General features: G+C 75.5%; 16 protein-coding genes. 4 read left to right on the forward strand and 12 right to left on the reverse strand.

Annotation, left to right across the window (positions count from 1 at the left end):
• The first annotated feature begins 51 nt into the window (after positions 1-51).
• A complete protein-coding gene (locus Nocox_RS17915) occupies positions 52-594 on the forward strand; it encodes a DUF6328 family protein (RefSeq protein WP_020540037.1) in 543 nt (180 codons plus the stop codon).
• Here the strand turns inward: Nocox_RS17915 and Nocox_RS17920 are convergent.
• From Nocox_RS17920 to Nocox_RS17955, 8 genes are all read right to left on the reverse strand, one after another.
• A complete protein-coding gene (locus Nocox_RS17920) occupies positions 507-860 on the reverse strand; it encodes a cation:proton antiporter (protein WP_020540036.1) in 354 nt (117 codons plus the stop codon). The genes Nocox_RS17915 and Nocox_RS17920 overlap by 88 nt on opposite strands.
• Positions 857-1,129: an MrpF/PhaF family protein gene (locus Nocox_RS17925; protein ID WP_020540035.1), complete on the reverse strand. Its 273-nt coding sequence runs from the start codon at positions 1,127-1,129 to the stop codon at positions 857-859. Before Nocox_RS17925 ends, Nocox_RS17920 begins: the two co-directional genes overlap by 4 nt.
• Positions 1,126-1,671, reverse strand: coding sequence for a Na+/H+ antiporter subunit E (locus Nocox_RS17930; protein WP_020540034.1), 546 nt, complete (start codon positions 1,669-1,671; stop codon positions 1,126-1,128). Before Nocox_RS17930 ends, Nocox_RS17925 begins: the two co-directional genes overlap by 4 nt.
• Complete coding sequence (locus tag Nocox_RS17935; RefSeq protein ID WP_020540033.1) at positions 1,668-3,242, reverse strand: Na+/H+ antiporter subunit D; 1,575 nt, start codon at positions 3,240-3,242, stop codon at positions 1,668-1,670. The genes Nocox_RS17930 and Nocox_RS17935 overlap by 4 nt, the downstream gene beginning before the upstream one ends.
• A complete protein-coding gene (locus tag Nocox_RS17940; protein ID WP_020540032.1) occupies positions 3,239-4,045 on the reverse strand; it encodes a Na(+)/H(+) antiporter subunit C in 807 nt (268 codons plus the stop codon). Before Nocox_RS17940 ends, Nocox_RS17935 begins: the two co-directional genes overlap by 4 nt.
• Positions 4,042-6,840 (reverse strand): Na+/H+ antiporter subunit A, encoded by a 2,799-nt coding sequence (locus Nocox_RS17945; RefSeq protein WP_020540031.1) that lies wholly within the window; start codon positions 6,838-6,840, stop codon positions 4,042-4,044. Before Nocox_RS17945 ends, Nocox_RS17940 begins: the two co-directional genes overlap by 4 nt.
• Before the next feature lie 124 nt (positions 6,841-6,964).
• Entirely contained in the window at positions 6,965-8,359 is a 1,395-nt protein-coding gene (locus Nocox_RS17950; RefSeq protein WP_033407491.1) for an alpha/beta hydrolase, read from the reverse strand.
• A gap of 230 nt (positions 8,360-8,589) precedes the next feature.
• Entirely contained in the window at positions 8,590-9,009 is a 420-nt protein-coding gene (locus tag Nocox_RS17955; protein WP_026213703.1) for an SRPBCC family protein, read from the reverse strand.
• Positions 9,010-9,149: 140 nt separating this feature from the next.
• Between Nocox_RS17955 and Nocox_RS17960 the strand changes: the two genes are divergently transcribed.
• Genes Nocox_RS17960 through Nocox_RS17970 form a run of 3 tightly spaced genes read left to right on the forward strand, consistent with a single transcriptional unit; the run spans position 9,150 to position 16,512 of the window.
• Positions 9,150-10,964: a TIGR02677 family protein gene (locus Nocox_RS17960; RefSeq protein WP_169576985.1), complete on the forward strand. Its 1,815-nt coding sequence runs from the start codon at positions 9,150-9,152 to the stop codon at positions 10,962-10,964.
• The gene (locus Nocox_RS17965; RefSeq protein WP_020540027.1) at positions 10,961-12,217 is read left to right on the forward strand and encodes a TIGR02678 family protein; all 1,257 of its coding nucleotides are present in this window, start codon (positions 10,961-10,963) and stop codon (positions 12,215-12,217) included. Before Nocox_RS17960 ends, Nocox_RS17965 begins: the two co-directional genes overlap by 4 nt.
• Entirely contained in the window at positions 12,214-16,512 is a 4,299-nt protein-coding gene (locus Nocox_RS17970; RefSeq protein ID WP_020540026.1) for a TIGR02680 family protein, read from the forward strand. The genes Nocox_RS17965 and Nocox_RS17970 overlap by 4 nt, the downstream gene beginning before the upstream one ends.
• A gap of 19 nt (positions 16,513-16,531) precedes the next feature.
• Here the strand turns inward: Nocox_RS17970 and Nocox_RS17975 are convergent, their stop codons facing one another.
• The 4 genes from Nocox_RS17975 to Nocox_RS17990 form a co-directional block, all read right to left on the reverse strand.
• Positions 16,532-17,482, reverse strand: a complete 951-nt coding sequence (locus Nocox_RS17975) for a carbohydrate kinase family protein (RefSeq protein WP_020540025.1) — start codon at positions 17,480-17,482, stop codon at positions 16,532-16,534.
• A 52-nt stretch (positions 17,483-17,534) separates the two neighbouring features.
• Positions 17,535-18,359, reverse strand: coding sequence for a PIG-L family deacetylase (locus tag Nocox_RS17980; RefSeq protein ID WP_020540024.1), 825 nt, complete (start codon positions 18,357-18,359; stop codon positions 17,535-17,537).
• Between the two features lie 148 nt (positions 18,360-18,507).
• Positions 18,508-19,650 (reverse strand): site-specific integrase, encoded by a 1,143-nt coding sequence (locus tag Nocox_RS17985; protein WP_157382706.1) that lies wholly within the window; start codon positions 19,648-19,650, stop codon positions 18,508-18,510.
• A 276-nt stretch (positions 19,651-19,926) separates the two neighbouring features.
• Positions 19,927-21,321 carry a tetratricopeptide repeat protein gene (locus tag Nocox_RS17990; protein ID WP_020540023.1) on the reverse strand — a complete coding sequence of 465 codons (1,395 nt, stop codon included), beginning with the start codon at positions 21,319-21,321 and terminating at the stop codon, positions 19,927-19,929.
• Positions 21,322-21,351: the final 30 nt, after the last annotated feature.

The following is a 21,351-nucleotide window of genomic DNA, read 5'->3' on the forward strand; positions in this document are numbered from 1 at the left end:
GAAGGAGAGCGCTCTTCACGCCGCGTCCGCGGCGACGGCACGGGAGGGCGCGTGAGTCGGGAATCGGAGAAGGAGCGGGCGGACCGCAACTTCGTGGAGCTCCTGCAAGGGGCCCGCGTGGCGGTCACGGGCGTGCAGGTGCTGTTCGCGTTCCTGCTGACGGTGCCGTTCTCGCAGCAGTTCGACAGGCTGGGCCAGGCCGACCGGTGGCTGTTCTTCGCGGCGCTGGTCGGCGCGGCGGTGGCCTCGATCTGCTACATCGCGCCCACCGCGCAGCACCGGGTGCTGTTCCGGCAGGGCCGCAAGGAGCTGCTGGTACGGCGCTCCAACCTCTACGGCATCCTGGGCGCCCTGGCGCTGATCGTGTCGATGACGGCGGCCACCGGACTGGTGATCGACTACCTGTTCGGGCCCCGGCTGGCCTGGCCCGTCGCCGGCGCGATCGCCGTGCTGGCCCTGTGGACGTGGTTCGGCCAGGCGGCGATCGACCGGGCGGGCGGCGACGATCAGGACTCCGGCGAGGAGCCGGGCGGCTCCTCCGACGGCAGCGACGTCCCGTCGTCCTCGTCCTCCCGTGAGGAGTCGCGGGCGTAGGCGGCCCGCGCCATCGTGTACGCGGCCACCGCCACGGTGATCACCTGCGAGAGCCCGACCAGCGCGAGCGGCCCGGCGTTCGCCCAGGTGGGCCGGTGCAGCCACATGGCGAGCAGCACCAGCAGCACCCCGCCCACCTGGGGCTTGGTGCCCGCGTGCATGCGCTCCAGCGTGTGACGGAACTTCACCAGGCCCGCCCCGGCCGACAGCGCCAGCACCGCGCCCAGCAGGAGACAGGCCCCGGCCAGCGGGTCGAGCGCGCTCACCGCGCCCTCCTGCCGGACCTGGCGGCGAAGAACCTGGCCAGCGAGACCGACCCCACGAACCCCAGCAGCGACAGCACCAGCAGGATCGGCAGGTCGGAGTAGTCGTCCCTGGCCACCGCGAACGCGCCCGCGCCGCACATGGCCAGCGACGTCATCACGTCCAGCGCCACCGCCCGGTCCAGCATCGACGGGCCGCGCGCCGCCCGGTACAGGGTCAGCGCGGCGGCCACCCCGAGCAGCGCCAGCGTCAGCGCGTACACCACCGTCATGCCGTTCCCAGCTCCTCCCGGTCCGCGCGGGTGCCGAACGCGGCCACCACCCGCGACTCCAGCGCCGTCACGTCCTCGCGCACCTTCTCGGTCGCGTCGCCGGGGATGCCGAGGACGTGCAGCATCAGGCATCGCTCGGCGAGGTAGGCCTCCACCACGAGGCTGCCGGGCACGTTCGCCAGCGCCGTCATGATGAGCACCGTCAGGGGCTCCGACGACGTGCGCAGCCGCACCCGGACGAGCTGCGCGGGCGGCGGCCCCGGCCGGAACACGTAGAACACCACCCGCACCGTCGAGATCACCAGGTCCCACCCGAAGCACAGCAGGAAGCGCGCCAGCGGGAGGGGCCGGAGCCTGATGCCGGGGTCGAGGGCGGGCAGCGGCAGCAGCCACGACACCACCGCGCCCGCCGCGATCCCGCCCAGCACGTTGCCCGGCGACACGTCGCCCCACAGCGTCACCCACACCAGCGCCAGCCAGGCCACCAGCGGCAGCGGCACCCGGCGGCCCAGCACGCGCGGGGCCGGCGGCCGCCCGTTCACCGCCGGTCTCCCAGCACCGCGGAGACGTACGGCTCGCGCTCCATCAGCTCTCCTGCCGTCCGCCAGGTCAGCTCCGACAGCGGCCCGGCCAGCACCGTGTACGCCAGCCCGAGCGTCACCAGCGCGGCCACCGGCCCCACCAGCGCCGCCGGCAGCGAGGTCGTGGTGACCGTGGGCTCCTCGCCGGTGTCCTCCTCGCTCTCCACGACCGTGCCCGCCCGCGCCTCCCTCGGCGCCCGCCAGAACGCCTTCGCCCAGGTCTTGGCGACGGCGTAGAGGGTGAGCAGGCTCGTCACCAGCCCGGCCGCCACGAGCGCCACCGGCAGCGGCCCGCCGTGCGTCAGCCCCGCCTGCACCAGCATGAGCTTGCCGAGGAAGCCCGACATCGGCGGGATGCCGGACAGGTTCATCGCGGGCACGAAGAACAGTACGGCGATCAGCGGCGCCGCCTTCATGAGCCCGCCCAGCCGGTTCACCGACGTCGTCCCGGTCCGCCGCTCGATGAGCCCCGTCACCAGGAACAGGCTGGTCTGCACGGTGATGTGGTGCACCACGTAGAAGATCGCGCCCGCCATGCCCGCGACCGTGGACAGCGCCACCCCGAACACCATGTACCCGATGTGGCTGACCAGCGTGAAGGACAACATCCGTTTGATGTCGGTCTGCGCCACCGCGCCGAGCACGCCGGTGAGCATCGTGGCCAGCGCCACCCACATGAGCAGCGTCGAGACCGGGCCTCCGGGGAACAGCAGCGCCTCCAGGCGGATGATCGCGTACACGCCGACCTTGGTGAGCAGGCCGGCGAAGACCGCCGTCGCCGGGGCCGGCGCGGTCGGGTAGGAGTCGGGCAGCCAGGCCGACATCGGGAACAGCGCCGCCTTGATCGCGAACACCAGCAGCAGCGTCAGCTCCAGCAGCAGCTTCACCTGCTCGGGCAGCGTGGCGAAGCGCGTGGCGAGCTGGGCCAGCGACAGGGTGCCGGTGGCCGCGTACGTGATCGCCAGCGCGATCAGGAACAACATCGACGAGGCCAGCGCCACCAGCGTGTACGTCGCCCCGGCCCGGATCCGCGCCTCCGTCCCGCCGAAGGTCAGCAGCACGTACGAGCCGCTGAGCAGCAGCTCGAAGCCCACGAACAGGTTGAACAGGTCGCCCGACAGGAACGCGTCGGCCACCCCCGCCACCATCACCAGGAACGCCGGATGGAAGATCGCCATCGGCGCGTCGTGCTCCTGCTCGTCGTAGGCGTTGGCGATCGAGTACACCATGACGCACAGCGTCACCGCCGACGACACCAGCAGCACCAGCGTGGAGAGCCGGTCGGCGACCAGGCAGATCCCGGCGGGCGCGGGCCAGCCGCCGAGCTCGGTCACCAGCGGCCCGCCGGTGTCGGCCGCCATCAGCAGCAGCGCCGACACCGCCAGCGACACGCTCATCGTGCCGACGCTGAGCAGCGACTGCAGCCGCCGCAGCCGCCCGCCGATGGCCAGCTTCACCCCGGCGGCCAGCAGGGGCAGCAGCACCGGCACGCACACCAGCCCCTCCAGCACGCCCCGGTCGAGAGGGATCACGAGTCCTCGCCCTCCAGCTCCGGGTCCTGGGCGAGCGCCTGCCGTTCCAGCTCGCGGCGGATGGCGGCCCGCAGCTCGCGGCGGGCCTCCCGCTGCCGCGCCTTGAGCTGCCTGCGCATCTCGCGCTCCCTGGCCCCCTGCGCGTCGCGGCGGCGCTCGTGCTCCTCCCGCAGCTCCTCGATGCGCAGCGCGTTGTCCACGGCGGGCTCGCGGAAGGCCGTCTCCTCCAGGCGGCTCTGCAGCTCCTCCTCGGTGCCGCCCCGCTCGCGCAGCCGCCGCGCCCACTCCTCCAGCTCGACGTGGACGCGGTCGATGCGCCGCTCCAGGTCCGCCTCCTCCAGCCGCTCCCGCTCGGCCTGCTCGGCCTCCAGCCGGGCCAGCTCGGCCCGCTGCTCGGCGATCAGCCGCCGGTAGGCGTCGTTGCGGCGGCGCAGCGCCTGGCTCATCGCGCCGCGCCGGGCGCGCAGCCGCACCCGCCGGTCCTCGGTGTCGTCCTGGACCTCGTCGCTGCCGGTGAGCTGCCACGAGCGGTGCACCATGGCCAGCACGAACGCGGTCACGCCCAGCGTGATGACGATCGCGGTGAGGACCATGGCCTGCGGCAGCGGGTCGGCCATGCCCGCCGCCCCGACGAACGGGGGCACGCCCGCGTTGCCGCCGGCCGTGACGATGAGCAGGTTCACCCCGTTGCCCAGCATGATCACGCCGGCCAGCACCCTGACGAGGCTCCGTTCCATCAGCAGCGTGACCCCGGCCGCGATCAGCGCGCCGGAGGCGGCGAAGGGCAGCAGCGGCGCGTTCATCCTTCCTCCCCGGCGCCCGCGCGCGCGTCCGGCTCCGCGCCCTCCCCGGCGTCGATCTGCCGGTCGAGCTCCGCGCCGAGGCCGCGCAGCACGTCCTGCACCATCCCGATGACCGACAGGTAGACGCCGATGTCGAACAGCAGGCCCGTGGACAGGTGCACGTGCCCGAGCACCGGCACCGTCACGTCGGCCGCCAGCATGTCGAGCGCCGCCCGCCCGGCCAGCAGCCCGATCAGCGCCGTCGCCGCGGAGAGGGTCAGCCCGGCCCCCATCAGCACGCCCGCGTGCACCGGCACCGCCACGGCCAGCTCGTTGCGCCCGCCCGCCAGGTAGCGCACGGTGATCGCCAGCCCGGCCACGATGCCGCCCGCGAACCCGCCGCCCACCCCGCTGTGCCCGATGAACAGCAGGAACACCGACAGCAGCAGCACCGTGTGGAAGGTCAGCCTGGCCGCGATCTCGAACGCCACCACCCGCTTGCCGGCCGGCCGCGTCGAGGTCAGCCAGTGGGTGCGCTCGGGGGGCGGCGGCTCGCCCCGCTCGATCGCGTACGACCGCCGCCGCAGGAACACGAGGCTCGTCACGCCCAGCGTGAGCACGACCACCACCGAGCTCTCGCCCAGGGTGTCCCAGGCGCGGATGTCGAGGATGACGGCGCTGACGATGTTGGCGATGCCCGCCTCCCGCGCCGCGGCCTCCAGGAGCCCGCCCACCGGCTCGGCGGTGCGGGCGCTCATCGCCTCCATGCCGGCGCCGGTCGCCACCACGGCCACGGCCACGCCGAGCGTGGCGCGCAGCGGCAGCGCCAGCCGCCCCCTGACCGGGTCGATCGGCAGCCGCCGCAGCACCAGCGCGAAGATCACCAGGCTGAGCGTCTCGGCCAGGAACTGGGTGAGCGCCAGGTCGGGCGAGCCGTGCACGAGGAACAGCAGCGCCGTGCCGTAACCGGTGAAGCCCACGATGACGGCCAGGAAGATGGACGCGCGGGCGAACAGCGCCACCACCGCCGCCGCCACCGTCAGCACCGCGACGACGAGCTGCTCCGGCCGATCCCACCACACGACCGGCGACTCCAGGCGGGGGGCGCCGCCGTAGACGACCGAGAACACGCCGACGCCGATCATGGCCAGCAGCGTGAGCAGCAGGTAGTCCGGCACCGAGCCGCGCTGGATCATGCCGGTGACCTGGATGGCGAGCCGGTCGAGCCGGCGGATCAGCGACCAGTACGCCTGCCCCGAGTCCACCAGGTGCAGCCGCGCGCCCATCCGCGCGACCGGCTCCCTGGCCAGGAACAGCGCCACCCCGCCCGCCAGCGCCGCCGCCGACAGCAGCAGCGGCAGGCCGAACCCGCTCCACACCGCCAGATGGGCGGGATGCCCGGGGGCGCGGAAGAAGACCGTGTAGCCGGTCTCCATCGCGTGGCCGTACCAGGAGGAGAACGGCACCAGGGCGAGCCCCAGCGCCGCCAGCAGCGCCGCGGGCACGAACGTCGCCGCGGCCGGCCGCTCCACCTCCCGCTCCGCCACCCCGGGCTTCACGGCGAAGGCCCCCCACAGGAAGCGCAGCGTGTACGCCGCCGTCAGCGCCGACCCCGCCACCACGCCCGCGAGCGCCCACGGGGTGCCGCGCAGCGCCTCCAGCGCCGCCTCCTTGCCGACGAACCCCGCCAGCGGCGGCACCCCCGCCATCGACGCCCCGGCCAGCACCGCCGCCGCGCACACCCACGGCATCGAACTGCCGAGACCGCTCAGCTCGCGCACGTCCCGGCTGCCCGCCGCGTGGTCGATCACGCCCACAAGCAGGAACAGCGCCGCCTTGAACAGCGCGTGCGCGAGCAGCATGCCGGTGCCCGCGAGCGCCGCCCCGCGCGTGCCGTACCCGAACAGCGCGACCAGGAAGCCGAGCTGGCTGACCGTGCCGTAGGCGAGCAGCCGCTTGAGGTCGCTCTCGCGCAGCGCCCGCCAGCCGCCCAGCGCCATCGTGAGCAGGCCCAGCACCACCGTGGGCGCCCGCCACCAGGTCAGGTCCCCGGCCGCGGGACCGAGCCGCGCCACCAGGTACACGCCCGCCTTCACCATCGCCGCCGCGTGCAGGTACGCCGAGACCGGCGTCGGCGCGGCCATGGCCGCGGGCAGCCACGAGCTGAACGGGAAGATCGCCGACTTCGCCAGGGCGCCGGCCAGGATCAGCACGATCGCGGCCGGCCCGACGTCGCCGGGGCCGAGCTCCGAGACCCGGTACGTGCCCGCCTCCAGCCCCACCAGCACGAACCCGGCCAGCATGGCGAGACCGCCGAACGTGGTGACCGTCAGCGCCTTCATCGCCGCCTGCCGGCTCGTCCGGCTCTCCGGCTCGTGCCCGATCAGCAGGTACGAGAAGACCGTGGTCAGCTCCCAGAAGACGTACAGCAGGAGCAGGTCGTCGGCCGTCACCAGGCCCAGCATCGACCCGGCGAAGGCCACCATGACGCCGCCGTAGCGGCCGAGCCCCTCGTCGCCGGCGGAGAAGTAGCGGGCGCTGTAGACCAGCACCAGCACGCCGACGCCGGTGACCAGGGCCATCATGAGCATCGCCAGCGCGTCGGCGCGGAAGGCCAGCTCCAGCCCCATCGCCGGCGCCCACCGGGTGACCTCCTCCGCCGGCGCCCGCCCGCCCAGCCCCAGCCACACCGTGTACCCGAACCCCGCCGCGGGAGCCAGCGCCAGCACCGGCAGCGCGCGGCGGCCGCCGATCCAGCGGGCCAGCCAGGGGGCGCACGCCGCCGCCACCGCGTGCAGGATCAGCAGCGACTCCATGGGCTCCTCGGGCGGGGGCGGGCATACCGGTCTCGTCCGCCCAATCTCGCCCACGCCGTGACCCCGGCCGCGCAGGCGCGGCCGGGGTTGACCAGTCCCTCACCAGCGGCAGGGGCTGGCGGCATCAGGCCTTGGCAGAAGCGTGGCAGGCTCCGCGGGCCGGGGCACGGACGGTGATCAGGTAACGGTCGACCTGGCGTTCCACGCACGACGAGCCGCCGTGGTAGGCCGTGTGGCCGTCGCCGTCGTTGGTCAGCAGCACGCCGTTGGCGAGCTGCGCGGCCAGCGACCTGGCCAGCGCGTACGGCGTCGCCGGGTCCCGGGTCGTGCCCACCACCACGATCGGCGGCGAGCCGGGTGCCGTCACCTTCTTGGTGAACGGCCGGCCCTTCACCGGCCAGTACGGGCACGGCGTCTCCGGGTGGTCGGCGCAGGAGATGGCCAGGCGGGCCATGGACTCGTTCGTGTACGTGCCGTCCTGGCGGCGGCCGTTGTAGAAGTCGGCGAGGACCAGCAGGGCCGTGCCGTCGCCCTTGAACGCCATCGCCAGCGCGCCCCGCAGGTACTTCCACGAGTCGGCCGAGTAGAGGGCCGCCATGACGCCGGTGCGCACGATCGACTCGGTGACCTGCCGCCCGTCCATCGTGTTGCGCAGCGGGGCGCGGTCGGCCCGCCGCAGCAGCGCGTCCAGACGCTTCCCGGCCGCGGACAGGGTGTGCTTCCTGAAGGGGCAGTCCGCGCGTGTGAAGCAGTCGCGCAGGAACGCGTTCATCGCCACCTGGAACCCCTGCGCCTGCGAGCGCTGGAACTCGGCCCCCGTCTGCCGCGGGTCCTCGGCGCCGTCCAGCACCATGGCGCGGATCCGCCTCGGGTACAGGTCGGCGTACCTGGCGCCCAGGTAGGTGCCGTAGGACCAGCCCAGGTACGTCAGGCGGGCGTCGCCGAGCGCCGAGCGCATCACGTCCAGGTCGCGGGCGGCCTCGTAGGTGCCGACGTGCCGCAGCAGTTCCTTGCCCGAGCCGGCGGCGCAGGACTTGGCGAGCGCCTTGCCCCACGCCTTGAGCGTGGCGCGCTCGCGCCGGTCGTCGGGGGTCTCGTCGGCGGCGTGGTAGGCGTCCATGCCGAGCGTGCCGAGGCAGCGCACCGGGGCCGACCGGCCCACGCCGCGCGGGTCGAACGACACCACGTCGAAACGCTGCCGCAGCGCGGCCGACAGGACCGTCCTGTCGGCCCGGAGCAGGTCCACGCCGGACGCGCCCGGGCCGCCGAAGTTCAGGACCACGGAGCCGATCCGCCTCCCGGTGGCGGGCAGCCGGATCATACTGATCTTGATCTGCCGGCCGCCCGGCTTCGCGTAGTCGAGCGGGACCCGCAGCGTGGCGCACTGGAAACCGCCGCCGCACGACGTCCAGGCCGGGCGCTGGCCGTAGGAGGTGGGGGCGCCGGCGGCACTGGCGAGGCCGGTCATGGCGAGCAAAGCGGCGATGGCCGCGGAAATGACAAGGATCGAGCGTCGCATGCTCAAACGCTGAACGTGAAAGCTTGCGATGCCCTTTAATCGCGCTGTATTAGATCATTTGCAAGAATAAGAGCAGTGATCGGAAAAATCCGACGTAGTGCCAGAAAAGGGGATTTCGCCGATCGGCCCGTCAGTCCGATCAGCCGACCGCGATCGCCGGTAGCCCTGTTGGCCGGTCGCCCCCGCTGACCGGTCGCCCCCATCGACAGTCGCCCCCGTTGGCCGGTCGCTCAGCCAGAGCCCTCGACACGGCGGCTCACCTCGTCGGCCAGCCGGTCGAGCGAGCGGTCGAGCAGCTCACTGACCTCCTCCGCCCGCGCCCCGCCCTCGGGCTGGTCCAGCAGCGAGATGTGCACCGTGACCTCGCTAGTCCCGCTCGCGGAGTCGGACACCTGGAGCCAGCCGGCGTAGTCGGGGTGGTCACGGCCGCCCCACTCGACCCGGAGCTGGTCCTCCTGGGCGCGGAACAGCCCTTCGTGGGTCCCCTCGCCGGGCACCAGGTCGCCCTCGGCCTCCACCCGGTCGGGGCCGGCGTCGGAGACGTGCAGGCCGCGCGGCAGCCAGCGGTCCATCACGGCGACGTCGGAGGCCACACCGAACACGATCGTGCTCTCGGCCGGCATGCCCCGAGATGCCTCGAATTCTGCCATTTCGACCCTCCGATATTCGTTCCCCGGTTGTTTCCAATCTGCCGCCGTACCCGGGTGATCCGCGCGCAAACCGCGACCTTCCGGCGGCGGTTCCCCGCTACCGTTGCGTGGTCCGGAAATCGCGCGAGGGGAGCGGGGCGATGGCTGAGCCGCCGAGAGTGCCGCCGGAGCTTTTCCGGTTCGCCACGACGGAACGGGCGGACCTGCACATCGCGGTGCTCCACGCCTTCGCCGAGGCCGCCGGCCGCCTGGAGACCGCGCTCACCCCGGCCGCGCTGCGCGCCCTCCTGCCTCCCGAGGCCGGCGGTGAGCGGGACGTCGCCGCCGCACTCCGCAGGCTCACCGCCTGGGGGCTGCTCGACGTCGTCTTCGACCACACGGGCGGCTTCGGCACCGCCGAGGCGTACCGGCGCGAGAGCCCCCAGTACGCCCTGACCCGGCGCGGCGAAGCCGCACTCGCCGCACTCCGCCACGCCACGGCAGCCCTGCCGTCCTCAGAGAGGTCGTCAGGGATGTCTTCGGAGACGTCCTCAGGGGCGTCGTCAGGGGCGTCGTCAGGGGCGTCGTCAGGGGGAACGGCAGAGATGTCCTCGGGGGCGTCCTCAGAGTCGTTCTCGGGGTCGCCGTCAGGAGCCCTGCACACCGCCGTCCTCGACGCCGTCGCCGACCGCCTGCGCGAGCTCGACGACCTGCTCCGCGACGCCGACCCCGGACACGACCGGCGCGTCTTCACCGCCCTGCGCGAGCTGGAGTGCCACTTCGACGGCCTGCGGGCCGATGCCGGCCGCTTCACCGCCGAACTGCGCCGCCTCCTCCGCCCCGGCACGCCCGCCCCCGACGGGCCGCCTGCCGGCGCCGCGGTGACGTACCTCCAGGAGACCGTGACGTACCTCCAGGAGTACGCCACCGGCCTGGACCAGCGGTGGGACGCCATCAAGCAGGCCCTGGAGTCCGTCGCCCGGCACGGCGTGAACGTCCTGCACACCCGCGCCCTCGCCGGCGCCAACCTGCCCCCGTCCCGGGCCGAGGTGTCCTCGTCCCGTGGCGGCCTGGCCCCTTCCCCCTCTCTCCCCGGGCAGGACCCGGTGGCTGCGTGGCTGGAGGAGCGGGCGGTGCGCTGGGAGGCGCTGAGGGCGTGGTTCGCGGAGGACGGCGGGGCGCGGCGGCTGCATGACGTCGCGCGGGAGGCCGTCGTCGCGCTGCTGGAGTCGCTCGACCGGATCGCCGACGCGCGGCGGCGACCGGCGGGCGCCGCCGCCGACTTCCGCGCCCTGGCGCGCTGGTTCGCCACCGCCCCCACCGAGGATGACGCCCACCGGCTGTGGGACGCCGCGTTCGGGCTGGCCCCCGCCCGGCACGCGCACCTCGGGCACGCCGACGCCGAACTCGTCCCCGCCGGGGTGCCGTGGGCGCGGGCGGAGCCGGTCGAGGTGTCGGCGCTGCTGCGGTCGCGGGGGCGTACCGAGCGGGTGGGCCGTACCGGCAAGGTCCGCGACGTGACGGCCCTGCGCGCCGAGCGCCGCGCCCGCGCCGCGAGGGAACGCGCCGCGCTGGAGACCGCCTGGTCCTCCCTGGCCACGACCATCAGCGGCGCCACTCCGGCCCACGGCGGCGGGCGTACGTCAGCAGGCCCCGGCGAGCCGGCGGCGTCCGGGACCGGTGCGATGCGGTTGTCGCGGCTGGGCGAGCTCGACCACGCCGGGCTCGCCCGCCTGCTCGACCTCATCGGACGCGCCCTGGCCGAACGCCCCGACGCCGCCGGGTTCCGCCGCGCGGCCACCGCCGACGGCCGGATCGAGATCGTGCTGCGCGACCCGGAGGACGGCGCGGTGGCGGAGCTGCGTACCCCGGAGGGCTCTTTCCTGGGCCCCGACTACCTCATCGACCTGCACGCCGCCGGCGGCCACGGGTGCGAGACGACCCCGGCCCCCCACAGCCGGGCGGTGGGGGCGTGAACGGCCGCGCCAACCAGCTCGTACGGGCCGAGAAGGAGGAGATCGCACGGGCCGTCAGGACGCTGCTCGGCCGCCCCCTGGTGTCCCGGCACGCCGACCCGGCCGCGTTCGAGCTGGTCAGGAAGCGACGCCGCCCGCTCGTCCAGTGGTTCGACTACTTCTGCGGATGGCGGCTCGTCGTCGAGCCCCGTCAGGGGTACGCCCGGCTCGCCAAGGTCCGCCCGCGCGCCGACGCCACCCGCCCGGCCCGGCGTACGCACGGCTCCGCGATCCCGTTCGACCGCCGCCGCTACACGCTGCTGTGCCTGTGCGCGGCCGAGCTGCTCGCCGCGCCCGTCACCACGGTCGGCCTGCTGGCCCGGCGGGTGGCGCGGGCCGCCGCCGCGGAACCCGGCGTGCCGCCCTTCGACCCGGTACGGGGGGAGGAGCGGGCGGCGTTCGCCGACGCGGTCGCGCTCCTGCGGCAGTACGGCGCCCTCACACCCCTTCACGAACCCCCCGGCACCGGCTCCGGCGACGGCGACGAGGAGGCCGGTCATGGCGCCGATGTGCTCTACCGCGCCGACACCACCCTGGTGACCCGCCTGCTCACCACCCCCGTCCCGCCCTCCACCCTCCAGGCCCCCGACCTCGCCGCGCTCACCGCCGAGCCCCGCTACGGCGGGGACGAGCCGACCGCGACCCAGCGCACCCTGTGGGCCCGCCACTCCCTCGTCCGCCGCCTGCTCGACGAGCCGGTCGTCCACCTCGACGATCTCACACCCGACGAGTCCGCCTACGCCGCCTCACCCGCCGGCCGCCGCATGATCCGGCGCGCCGCCGAGGAAGCCGGCTTCGTCCTGGAGGAACGCGCCGAGGGCTTCCTCCTCGTGGACCCCGACGCCATCGCCACCGACAGCCGCTTCCCCGACGACGGCAGCCCCGCCAAGGTCGCCGCCCTGCTCCTGCTCGACCCGCTGATCACCGCCGGCCCCCTGACCACCGGGCGGCTGGCGGACGAGGCCGCCGGGCTGCTGCGCCGCTTCCCCCGGTGGGCCAGGTCCTACCGGTCGGAGGACGGGGCCTTCCGCCTGGCCGCCGACGCGCTGGAGGTGCTCGCGCGCTTCGGGCTGGCCCGCCGCACGGGTGACCGGGTCGCCGCTCTCCCCGCCGCCGCCCGTTACCGCGTCACGCCCGCCGGCCCCGCTGACCTCACCGGCCCCGCTGACCTCACCGATCCTGCGGACCTCGCCGACCTCGTGGAGGACGCGTGACCGTCACCGAGCTGACCAGGGCGCGGGCCGCGCGCGGCGGGGAGGCCCGCTGGACGCCGGAGCGCGCCGGGATACTCAACGTCTGGCGCTACTACGACGAGGTGTTCGAGTTCCACCGGGGCCGGCTGCTGCTGCGCGGCCCCAACGGCAGCGGCAAGTCCAAGGTGCTGGAGCTGCTGCTGCCGTACGTGCTGGACGCGAGCCTCAAGCCGAGCCGGCTGTCCACGTTCGGCGGCGCCGAGCGCACCATGCACTGGAACCTCATGGGCGACGGCGCGGCCGGCGTCACCCGGGCGGGCTTCGTCTGGCTGGAGTTCCGGCACGCCGACGGCCGCTGGTTCACCTGCGGCGCCCGGCTCCAGGCCACCGTCCACACCACGAACGTCACCGCCTCCTACTTCACCCTCACCGGGGCCAGGATCGGCGTGCCCGGCGGGATCCGGCTGACCGGCGACGGCGGCCACCCGCTCACCCGCGCCCAGCTCGCCGAGGAGCTGGGGGAGGCGGGCACGGTGCACGAGTCCGCCGAGGCGTACCGGGCCGTGGTGCGCCGGACCCTCTACCCGCGGCTGAACGAGCAGCGCTACGACGCGCTCCTGACCGCGTTGCGCCAGCTCCGCACCCCCAAGCTGTCCGAACGCCTCGACCCCGGCCTGCTGTCCGACCTGCTGTCCAGCGCGCTGCCGCCGCTCGGCGAGGACGAGCTCCGCGACCTCGCCGACGGGTTCGAACGCCTGGAGCGGCAGCGCGAGGAACTGCGGCTGCTCGACAGGGACGTGGCGGAGACCGACCGGCTCGCCGCCCGGCAGCGCGACTACGCCCGGCGGGTCCTGCGGGCGGCGGCCGCCGCCGTCCTGGAGACCCGCGCCGAGCTGGACGCGCGGGCCGAGGAGAGCGCGGCCCGGCGCGCGGCGCTGCGGGAGGCCGAGGAGGAGCTGCGGGCGGCGACCCTGCGGCTGGGGGAGGAGGAGGCGCGGGAGCTGGCGCTGGCGGCGCGGATCGACGGGCTGAAGGAGAGCGAGGCGTACCGGGGCGGGAACGGCCTGCACCGGCTGCGCGAGGAGGCGCGGCGCGCCCACGAGGCGGCGGCGGCGCTGCGCGACCAGGCGGGCGCGGCGGCGCGGGCGGCGGCGGCCAGGGAACGCCTCTCGCTCCGCGCCGCCGCGGCCGCCCGCGCCGCGGCGGCGCTCGCCGACCGGGCCCGCGCCGAGGCCCGCGACGCCGCCCGGCGAGCCGGTCTCCTCAGCGCCCACGACCTCTTCGCCGAGGACACTCCCGAAGAGGCCGCCGCCGCGCCCGGCCCGAGCACCAGAGAGGGGGCGTGGGCGGCGCGCGAGCTGGTACGGGCCGCGGTGAGCAGCAGGGCCGCGCAGATCCGGGAGGTCAGGGTCGCGGCGCTCGCGCACGAGGAGGCGGCCGGCCGCCGTGCCTCCGCCGAGCGGGACCGCGACCAGGCCAGGGACGCCCTCGACGCCGCCCGCGAGACCAGGGAACGCGCCGGCCGCCTGTGCGACGAACGTCTCAAGGACCTGGCCGCCGCCCTCGCCGAATGGGCGGCCGGCTGCCTCCACCTGCGTCTCGACCCCGGCCGCCTGGCCGCCCTCGCCGGCGATCCAGGCGCGGCCGACGAGGCGGTGGCGGAGGCCAGGATCGGTGCCGCCGTCCGGATGGCGGCCCGTGAGCACCAGCTCACCACCGTGCGCGACAACCTGGCGAAGGAACGGGCCGAGCTGGCCGCGGAACGCCTCAGCCTCGACGAGCGGGCCGTCCTTCCGCCGCGCGTTCCCCACACCCGCGCCCCGGCCGCTCGCGAGGGACGTCCGGGTACGCCGCTGTGGCGGGCGGTCGGGTTCCGGCCGGGCGTCGATCACGGCGTCCAGGCCGCCGTGGAGGCCGCCCTGGAGGCGTCGGGCCTGCTCGACCTGTGGCTGCTGCCGGACGGCGGGTTCGCCGCGGACTGGCACGACGCGCTCGGCGCGGACGGGCACGGCGGGTTCGGTGCGGACGGGCACGACGCGTTCGCCGTGGCCGCGCTGTCGTGTCCCGCGCCCGGCCCGAGCCTCGCCGACGTGCTGCTCGCCGAGCCGGGCTCCCCGGCCCCGGTGGAGGCCGTGCTGGCGGCGGTCGCGTACGCGCCCACCGCCACGGGCGTCGATCATCCGGCCGTCATCGGCGCGGACGGCACCTGGCGGCTCGGCCCCGCGGCCGGCCGGTGGGCCAAGCCCGAGCCCTCGTACGTCGGCGCCGCCGCCCGCGAGCGGGCCCGCCGCCGCCGGATCGCCGAGCTGGACGAACGGCTGAGCGACGTGGCGGGACTCATCGCCGAGTGCGGGCACCTCCTCACCGTTCTCGCCGGCGACCGCGACGCCCTGGCCGCCGAGCTGCGGCGCCGACCCGATCGCGGACCGTACGACGCCGCCGCCCGCGCCCTGGACGCGGCCGTCGCGAAGGTCGCGCTGCTGGAGGACCGGCTGCGCGCGGGCGAGGAACGGCTGCGCGGGCGCGAGGCGGAGGTCGTCCTGGCGCTGCGCCGGGTCACCGAACAGGCCGCCGCGCACGCCCTGCCGACGGCCCTGCCCGCCCTGGACGGGCTGGAGGAGGCGCTGCGCGCCGCCGAGACCGCCGCCGCCGTACGGCACGAGCGCCGAGCCGACGCCCGCGCCGCCCGGGAACTGGCCGCCTACGCCGCCGAGACCGCCCGTGAGTACGAGGACCTGGCGGTACGCGCCGTCGAACGAGCCGAGGAAGCGGCGGCGTCGGCCATCACCCTGGCCGAACGCCTCGCCGCCGTCGAGTCAGCCGTGGGCCCGGCCGCGAGATCCACCACCAGGCCCAGGAACGACCCCCCGGCACGGCCCGCCATAGGGCCCGCCATGGGGTCAGCCGTGGGACCGGCCGCCATGGGGCCAGCCGCCGTGGGGCCGGCCACAGGCTCGGCTGCGGGGCCCGCAGCGGTGGAGCCCGCAGCCGGGCCCGCAGCCGGGCCCGTTGCCGGGCCCGGCGACGACGCCGACCGGCTCCGGGTGCTCGAAGGGCTTCACGATGCCCAGGCCGCGCACCGCGCCTCCCGCCGCCTCGTCAAGTCGCTCAACGAGGACCTGGCCCGCCTCAACGCCCGCCTCGGCCGGCTGCAGGGCGAGCTCGCCGCCTCCGAGGAGAAGCACGCCGGGGCGGAACGCGCGTACGACGCGGCCCGCGCCCGCTTCCACCGCCTCACCGCCGGCCACCTCCCGTCCGACGCCGCACTGCCCCCCGGAGCGGCCGAGGCGCCGGCGGGCCCGGTGGAGGCGGCCCGGCGCCTGGCCGACCACCTCGGCGCGGTGCCGTACGAGCCGCGTCACCTCCGCGAGGCCGAGACCCGTCTCCGGGACGCCGTCCATCACGCCAGGGAGGCGCTCGCCCACCGGGCGACCCTGGAGCTGGCGCACGACGACGACGTCCAGGTGCTCACCGCGAGCACCGGCGGCGCGCGCACCGGGGTGGCCGCGCTCGCCGAGGCGCTGCGCGCGGAGCGGGACGCGCGCACGTCGGGCGGCACGCAGGCGGAGCGGGACCTGTTCGACCGCATGCTGGGCGGCGCCACCCGCCGTCACCTGGCCGACCGCGTCAGGCAGGCGACCGCCCTGGTCGAGGACATGAACCGGCGCCTGGAACGGGTCCGCACCGCCTCCCGCCTCGCGGTCCGGCTGGCCTGGCAGGTGGACCCGGCCCAGCCCGCGGGCACCAGGCACGCCCGTGACCTGCTGCTGCGCGACCCGTCCGGCCTGGACGAGACGGCCCGCGAGGCCCTGTACGCCTTCTTCCGCGACCGGGTGGAGGAGGCGCGGGCCGACGACTCCCCGGCGAGCTGGGAGGACCAGCTCGCGGCGGTGCTCGACTACACCTCCTGGCACCGGTTCACGGTCCGGCTCGACCGCGGCGACGGCCAGGGCTGGCAGGACCTCACCAGGAAGCTGCACGGCGCGCTGTCGGGCGGGGAGAAGGCGATCGCGCTGCACCTGCCGCTGTTCGCCGCCGTGGCCGCGCACTATCAGGCCGATCCGGGATGCCCCCGGTTCATCCTGCTGGACGAGGTGTTCGTGGGCGTGGACCGGACGAACCGCGGCCAGGTCTTCGAGCTGCTGGTGGACCTGGGGCTGGACCTCGTGCTGACCTCCGATCACGAGTGGTGCGACTATCGCGAGCTCGACGGGATCGCCATCCACCAGCTCATCACCGGCGACGGCGACGACGCCGTGACGACGGCCCGCTTCGTCTGGAACGGCCACCGCACCGCCCCCACCGATCCCGGCTAGCCGTCACCTGGCGGCGCGGTCAGCCCGGGTCGTCGGAGCCGGTGGCCAGTTGGGCGGCCCAGGGTGGGTCGGCGCCGAGAACCGTGCAGGTCAGGGCCGCCACGCGGGCCGCGAACGTCGCCGCCTCCACCGCCGTCCCCAGGTCCAGGCCGTCCAGCCGCCCGCCGAGCAGGCCGCCGGCGTGCAGGCGGTGCAGGAGGCCGGCCGTGAAGGAGTCGCCCGCGCCGACCGTGTCCACGACCTCGACCTCGGGGGCGGGCACGGTGGCGCGCTCGCCGTCCAGGGAGACCAGCGCGCCCGCGGCCCCCCGCGTGACGACCACGAGACGGGCCCCCGCCTCGTGCCAGGTGTCGCAGGCGTGTTCCGGCGGCACCCCCGGCAGCAGGACATCCAGGTCGTCGTCGCTGAGCCTGAGGATGTCGGCCCACGCGCACCAGCGCGCCACCTGGTAGTCGTCCTTGGCGGCGAGGCTGGGGCGGACGTTCGGATCGACCGAGATCGTGGCGTGCGCGGACGCGGCCCGCGCGAACTCCTCGATCGCCGCCCGCCCCGGCGCCCTGACCAGGGCGAGGGAGCCGGTGTGCAGGCACGCGGCGGCGCCGAGGCGGGCCGGGGCCAGCTCGTCCCGGCTCCACTGCCAGTCGGCGGCGCCCTCGGCGTAGAAGGTGTAGCCGGCCCGTCCGTCCGCGTCGAGGGCGGCGACGGCGAGCGTGCTCGGCTCGGCGGCCTCGACGCACCCCGACAGGTCCACGCCCGAGGACGTCAGATGCCCGCGGAACAGGCCGCCGAAGACATCCCGGGAGACGCGGCCGAGGAAGCGCGCCGGGGTGCCGAGGCGGGCCAGCGCCACGGCCGTGTTGGCGGGGCCGCCGCCCGGCAGCACCCGCAGCCCCAGCCCGCCGCCGTCAGGGGAAGCCGAGGGCCGGGTGGCGAAGGCGTCCGCGACGCACTCACCCAGGACAGCGATCATCGCGCCGCCTTTCCGTGGCCGTGGCCGGGGCGCCGGCGCCGGCGCTGCGTGGTCAGTGGCGCAGGCCCGTGAACAGGTCCTCCTCGTGGGCGGGGGTCTTCACCTTGGACAGCACCCGCTCGAACGCCTCGTGCGAGAACGCCCGCTGCTGCGTCTCCTCCGGCATGCGCAGCAGGAAGATGTTCTCGCCCTGGCTCTCGTGCGCCCGCAGCGCCTTGAGCTTGCGCTCGGTGTAGGGGGCCACGTCGACGATCGTGGTGACCCGCTCGTCAGGGGTGCCGAAGTCGTCGGGGAGCTCGAAGTCGCCCACGTCGACGCCGCTGTCGCGCATCAGCTCGAACATCTGCCGCATCGCCGAACGCGGCATCGCGGTGTAGTAGAACTTGTCGGGGATGCCGGTCGACTCGACGGCCGCCGCGGTGATCCGGTGCGTCTGCACGTGGTCGGGGTGGCCGTAGCCGCCGCCGCCCGTCTCGTCGTACGTCACCACGACCTGCGGCCGGTAGCGCTCGATCAGGGCGGCCAGCCGGCCCGCCGCCTCCTCCACCGGGACGTTGGCGAACGCGTCGGGATGCCCGTTGCCCGCCCATCCGTCCATGCCGGAGTCGCGGTAGCCGAGCAGCTCCAGATGGTCGATGCCCAGGTGGGTGACCGATTCGCGTAGCTCGGCCAGGCGGCGGGCGGCCACCGCCGCGTCGTCGTGGCCGTCCTCGCCCGGTTTGACGCCGCCCTCGCCGTCGCCCTGCTCGCCGTTGGTGCAGGTGACCAGCACGGTGCGGACGCCCTCCTCGGTGTAGCGGGCCAGGATGCCGCCGGTGCTGAGGCATTCGTCGTCGGGGTGGGCGTGGACGACCATGAGCGTGAGTTCCCGATCCATGGGGCGAAACCCTACCCGGCCCCGCCGACATTCCCTTCCAACCCCCGCCCCGCCCCCCGACCACGCCCGTTCGCCTCAGACCGGTCTGAGGCGAGGAGGGGACGGGGCCGGGCATGGGGGGCACGGGGGCCGGGCGGGGGCGGGCTGGTCAGCGGGGGTTCAGCAGGTCGGTGAGGTTGGTGGCGCGGAGCATGGCCGGGGTGAGGCGGCGGGCGCGGTGTTCGGGGACGCCGCCGGCGCGGGCCGCGGCCGTGAGCGCGGTGCCGAGCCAGGCGGTGTCGAGCGCGCGGCCGTCCGGGCGGCGGATCAGCGGCTCGCCCGCCGGGCGGCTGGCGCACAGGACGCGCAGCAGCGGCCGGGCCAGCGGCGTGACCAGGAAGGCGGCGACGTCGTCCCGGCCGTGGTTGACGGTGACGACGGCCGGCTGGCCGGTGGTGCCGTCGGGCACGGTGCGCACGTCCTGCCGGGTCAGCCCGGCGAGGGCCTCGACGGCGGCGCCGGTCAGCTCCAGGAGCGCGACGGCCGCCGCCTCCGTGGTGCGGCCGTCCGCCGCGAGGCGGGCGACGCCCTGGCGGAGCAGCCGCCGCTCCTCGGGAGTCACCGCGGCGCCGTTGCCGGAGCGGGCCGGCGAGGAGCCGGCGACCTGGTTGTGCCGGACGACGCCGCAGCGCCAGGCGTAGGTGTAGAACGACAGCAGGGCGGCCCGCTTGCGGCTCACCGTCTTGCTGGTGAGCGGCCTTCCCGGGCTGCGGGGGACGCCGCCGGTGCGGGCGGCCTCGCAGTACGCCTCCAGATGGGCGCCGGTGACGGCCAGGAGCTCGACGCCCGGCTCGGCCGCCTGCAGCCAGCGCAGGAACGACGCCATCACCTGGAACGCCACCTGACGGGCGGCGGCGGACGGCTTGCCGCGCAGCCAGGCGGACACCGTACGGCGGGCGAGCGGGTCGAGGGCGTCCACCAGGTCCACGTCGGAGCCCGGCACCTCGCCCCCGTCGCGGGGACGGCGGCGCGGCCGGAGCCCGGGGATCTCCCCGATGCTTCCCTGCTCGGCGTCCCCCGGCCCGTCGCCCTCGGCGCGGGCGGGGCGGGCGGCGGAGGCCGGTAAGCGATGGCCGGGCGTCGCGGGGCCCGCGTCCGGCGACGGCGTGACCGGCGGAACGGGCGTGCCAGGGGTGCGGGCGGAGCCGCGTACGGTCTCCCGCCTGGGCAGGCCGCTCTCCCTGCGGACCGGGACGTCCTGGCCGCCGGCGGGAGCGGGGGAGGGGCCGGTGCGGGGGTCGCCTTCGCGCATGGTCAGCATGTGATCGGCACCGGGCGGGTCCGTCCGCGGAGGGCGCGGCCGGGTGGGGCGTCGGCGACGGCGGGCGTCCATGGGCACGGCACGAGGTTCACGGGGGTGGCCGTCGCGGCGGCACGGCGAGTGCGACGACCCGAGCCTGGCAGACCGATCATGATCTCGATCTTCTCACGAACGCCGCCTCAAGAAGACCTCGACAGCCCACAGGTCTCCTGGGAATCGGCGGTCACAGCCCTTGCCGCTGAGTCATGAGTCAGTCGATCCCGCCGGTCAGAGGGCGCGGGCCAGCTCGCCGGCCCGCGCGCGGGCGGACGCCGCCGCGGCCCGGTCGCCGAACGCCTCGGCCACCGCCGCCTGCTTCAGCCAGTTGTACGGGCTGCACGGCCGCACCCCGATCCGCTCGCTCACGAGCGTCCGCGCGACGTCCCGCGCCCCGGCCCGCAGCGCCGCCTCCAGCAACGTCCGCTGCACCACGTCGCGCTGGGCGTGGCTGCCGCCGAACTCGTCGACCCGGTGCCGGATCGGGTACAGCAGGTCGAGCGCCGCCCGGTGGTCGCCCCGCCCGAACGCGACGAGCGCCCGGCACACCGGCAGCCCCACCCGCAGCGTCATGCCGACATTGGTGACACCAGGACGCGGCCCGGCGGCCACGTACGCCTCCCGCGAGGCGATCAGCTTCTCCGCCTCGCCCACCCGCCCCGCGCCCACGTACGCCATGACCGCGTGCATGTCGTTGAAGGCGTAGAACGGCTCCGCCATCCGCGGGGGCCAGGCGTCGGCCAGCGCCCGCCACCGCGCGGGCTGCTCCGACCCCTCCAGGTGGAGCCGCCACAGCAGGGCGGCGGCGTCCAGCAGCTCCATGCAGGACTGCCCGTCGGCGAGCGCCGCGTCGTAGATCGCCAGCACCCGGGGCACGTCGCCCGCCTCCAGCGCGAACAGGCAGTAGTGCCACCAGGCGTGCACGTTGAGGAACGTCCCGGTGGACCAGTCGGGCACCCGCGCGTCGAGGTAGCGCAGCCCGTCGCCGAAGCGGCCGCGCATCTCGTACGTGTGCGTCACCGCGTGGATCGCCCACACGTCGCGCCGGTCGAGCTCGACCGCCCGCAGCCCGACCTCCTCCGACCGGTCGTAGTGCCCGGCCTCCTCCAGCCCGAAGGCGTACATGCCGAGCAGGTGCCCGTAGTGCGGGTCGCCGGGGCCCCAGGCGGTGAGCGCGCCGCCGACGCGGTCGCGCAGCGAGCGGGCGTCGCCGGTGAAGAAGTCGATCTGGTGGCCGGCGATGAGCGCCAGCGCGTCGCGCGGATGCTCGACGGTGATCTCGCCGAGCAGCGCCCCGCAGGTCAGGAAGTCGCCGTCGAGCAGCGCCCGCACGGCCGCGACGTGGGCCCGCTCGCGCGGCGGCAGGGACGTCTCGTCGACGCGGCGGCGGAAGGCGCCGAAGCGCGCCCGCGCCGTCCGCGCGTCCTCGGCGTCGGTGGTCAGCAGCCCGAGATAGGCGGCGAGGACGTTGCCCATGGGGAAGTCGGGCGACTCCTCCAGGGCCGCGTTCGCCTCGGCGTCGACCTCGGCCCGGAAGTGCAGCAGCTCGTCGATCGCGCGGTCGTAGTGGCGGGCCGCGGCGGCGCTCGCCCCGCTCATGGCGAGTCCGTGCTGGTCGGTCCTCACCTGATCATCGTAACCGGCGGCGCCGCCCGT

The organism is Nonomuraea coxensis DSM 45129 (genome assembly GCF_019397265.1).
Taxonomy (GTDB): Bacteria; Actinomycetota; Actinomycetes; order Streptosporangiales; family Streptosporangiaceae; genus Nonomuraea; species Nonomuraea coxensis.

Excerpts from the sequence above, each read along its gene's own strand:
- Nocox_RS17925 (WP_020540035.1), bottom strand. The coding sequence starts at position 1,129 with ATGACGGTGGTGTACGCGCTGACGCTGGCGCTGCTCGGGGTGGCCGCC.
- Nocox_RS17940 (WP_020540032.1), bottom strand. The coding sequence starts at position 4,045 with ATGAACGCGCCGCTGCTGCCCTTCGCCGCCTCCGGCGCGCTGATCGCG.
- Nocox_RS17945 (WP_020540031.1), bottom strand. The coding sequence starts at position 6,840 with ATGGAGTCGCTGCTGATCCTGCACGCGGTGGCGGCGGCGTGCGCCCCC.
- Nocox_RS17950 (WP_033407491.1), bottom strand. The coding sequence starts at position 8,359 with ATGCGACGCTCGATCCTTGTCATTTCCGCGGCCATCGCCGCTTTGCTC.
- Nocox_RS17955 (WP_026213703.1), bottom strand. The coding sequence starts at position 9,009 with ATGGCAGAATTCGAGGCATCTCGGGGCATGCCGGCCGAGAGCACGATC.
- Nocox_RS17960 (WP_169576985.1), top strand. The coding sequence starts at position 9,150 with ATGGCTGAGCCGCCGAGAGTGCCGCCGGAGCTTTTCCGGTTCGCCACG.
- Nocox_RS17975 (WP_020540025.1), bottom strand. The coding sequence starts at position 17,482 with ATGATCGCTGTCCTGGGTGAGTGCGTCGCGGACGCCTTCGCCACCCGG.
- Nocox_RS17980 (WP_020540024.1), bottom strand. The coding sequence starts at position 18,359 with ATGGATCGGGAACTCACGCTCATGGTCGTCCACGCCCACCCCGACGAC.
- Nocox_RS17985 (WP_157382706.1), bottom strand. The coding sequence starts at position 19,650 with ATGCGCGAAGGCGACCCCCGCACCGGCCCCTCCCCCGCTCCCGCCGGC.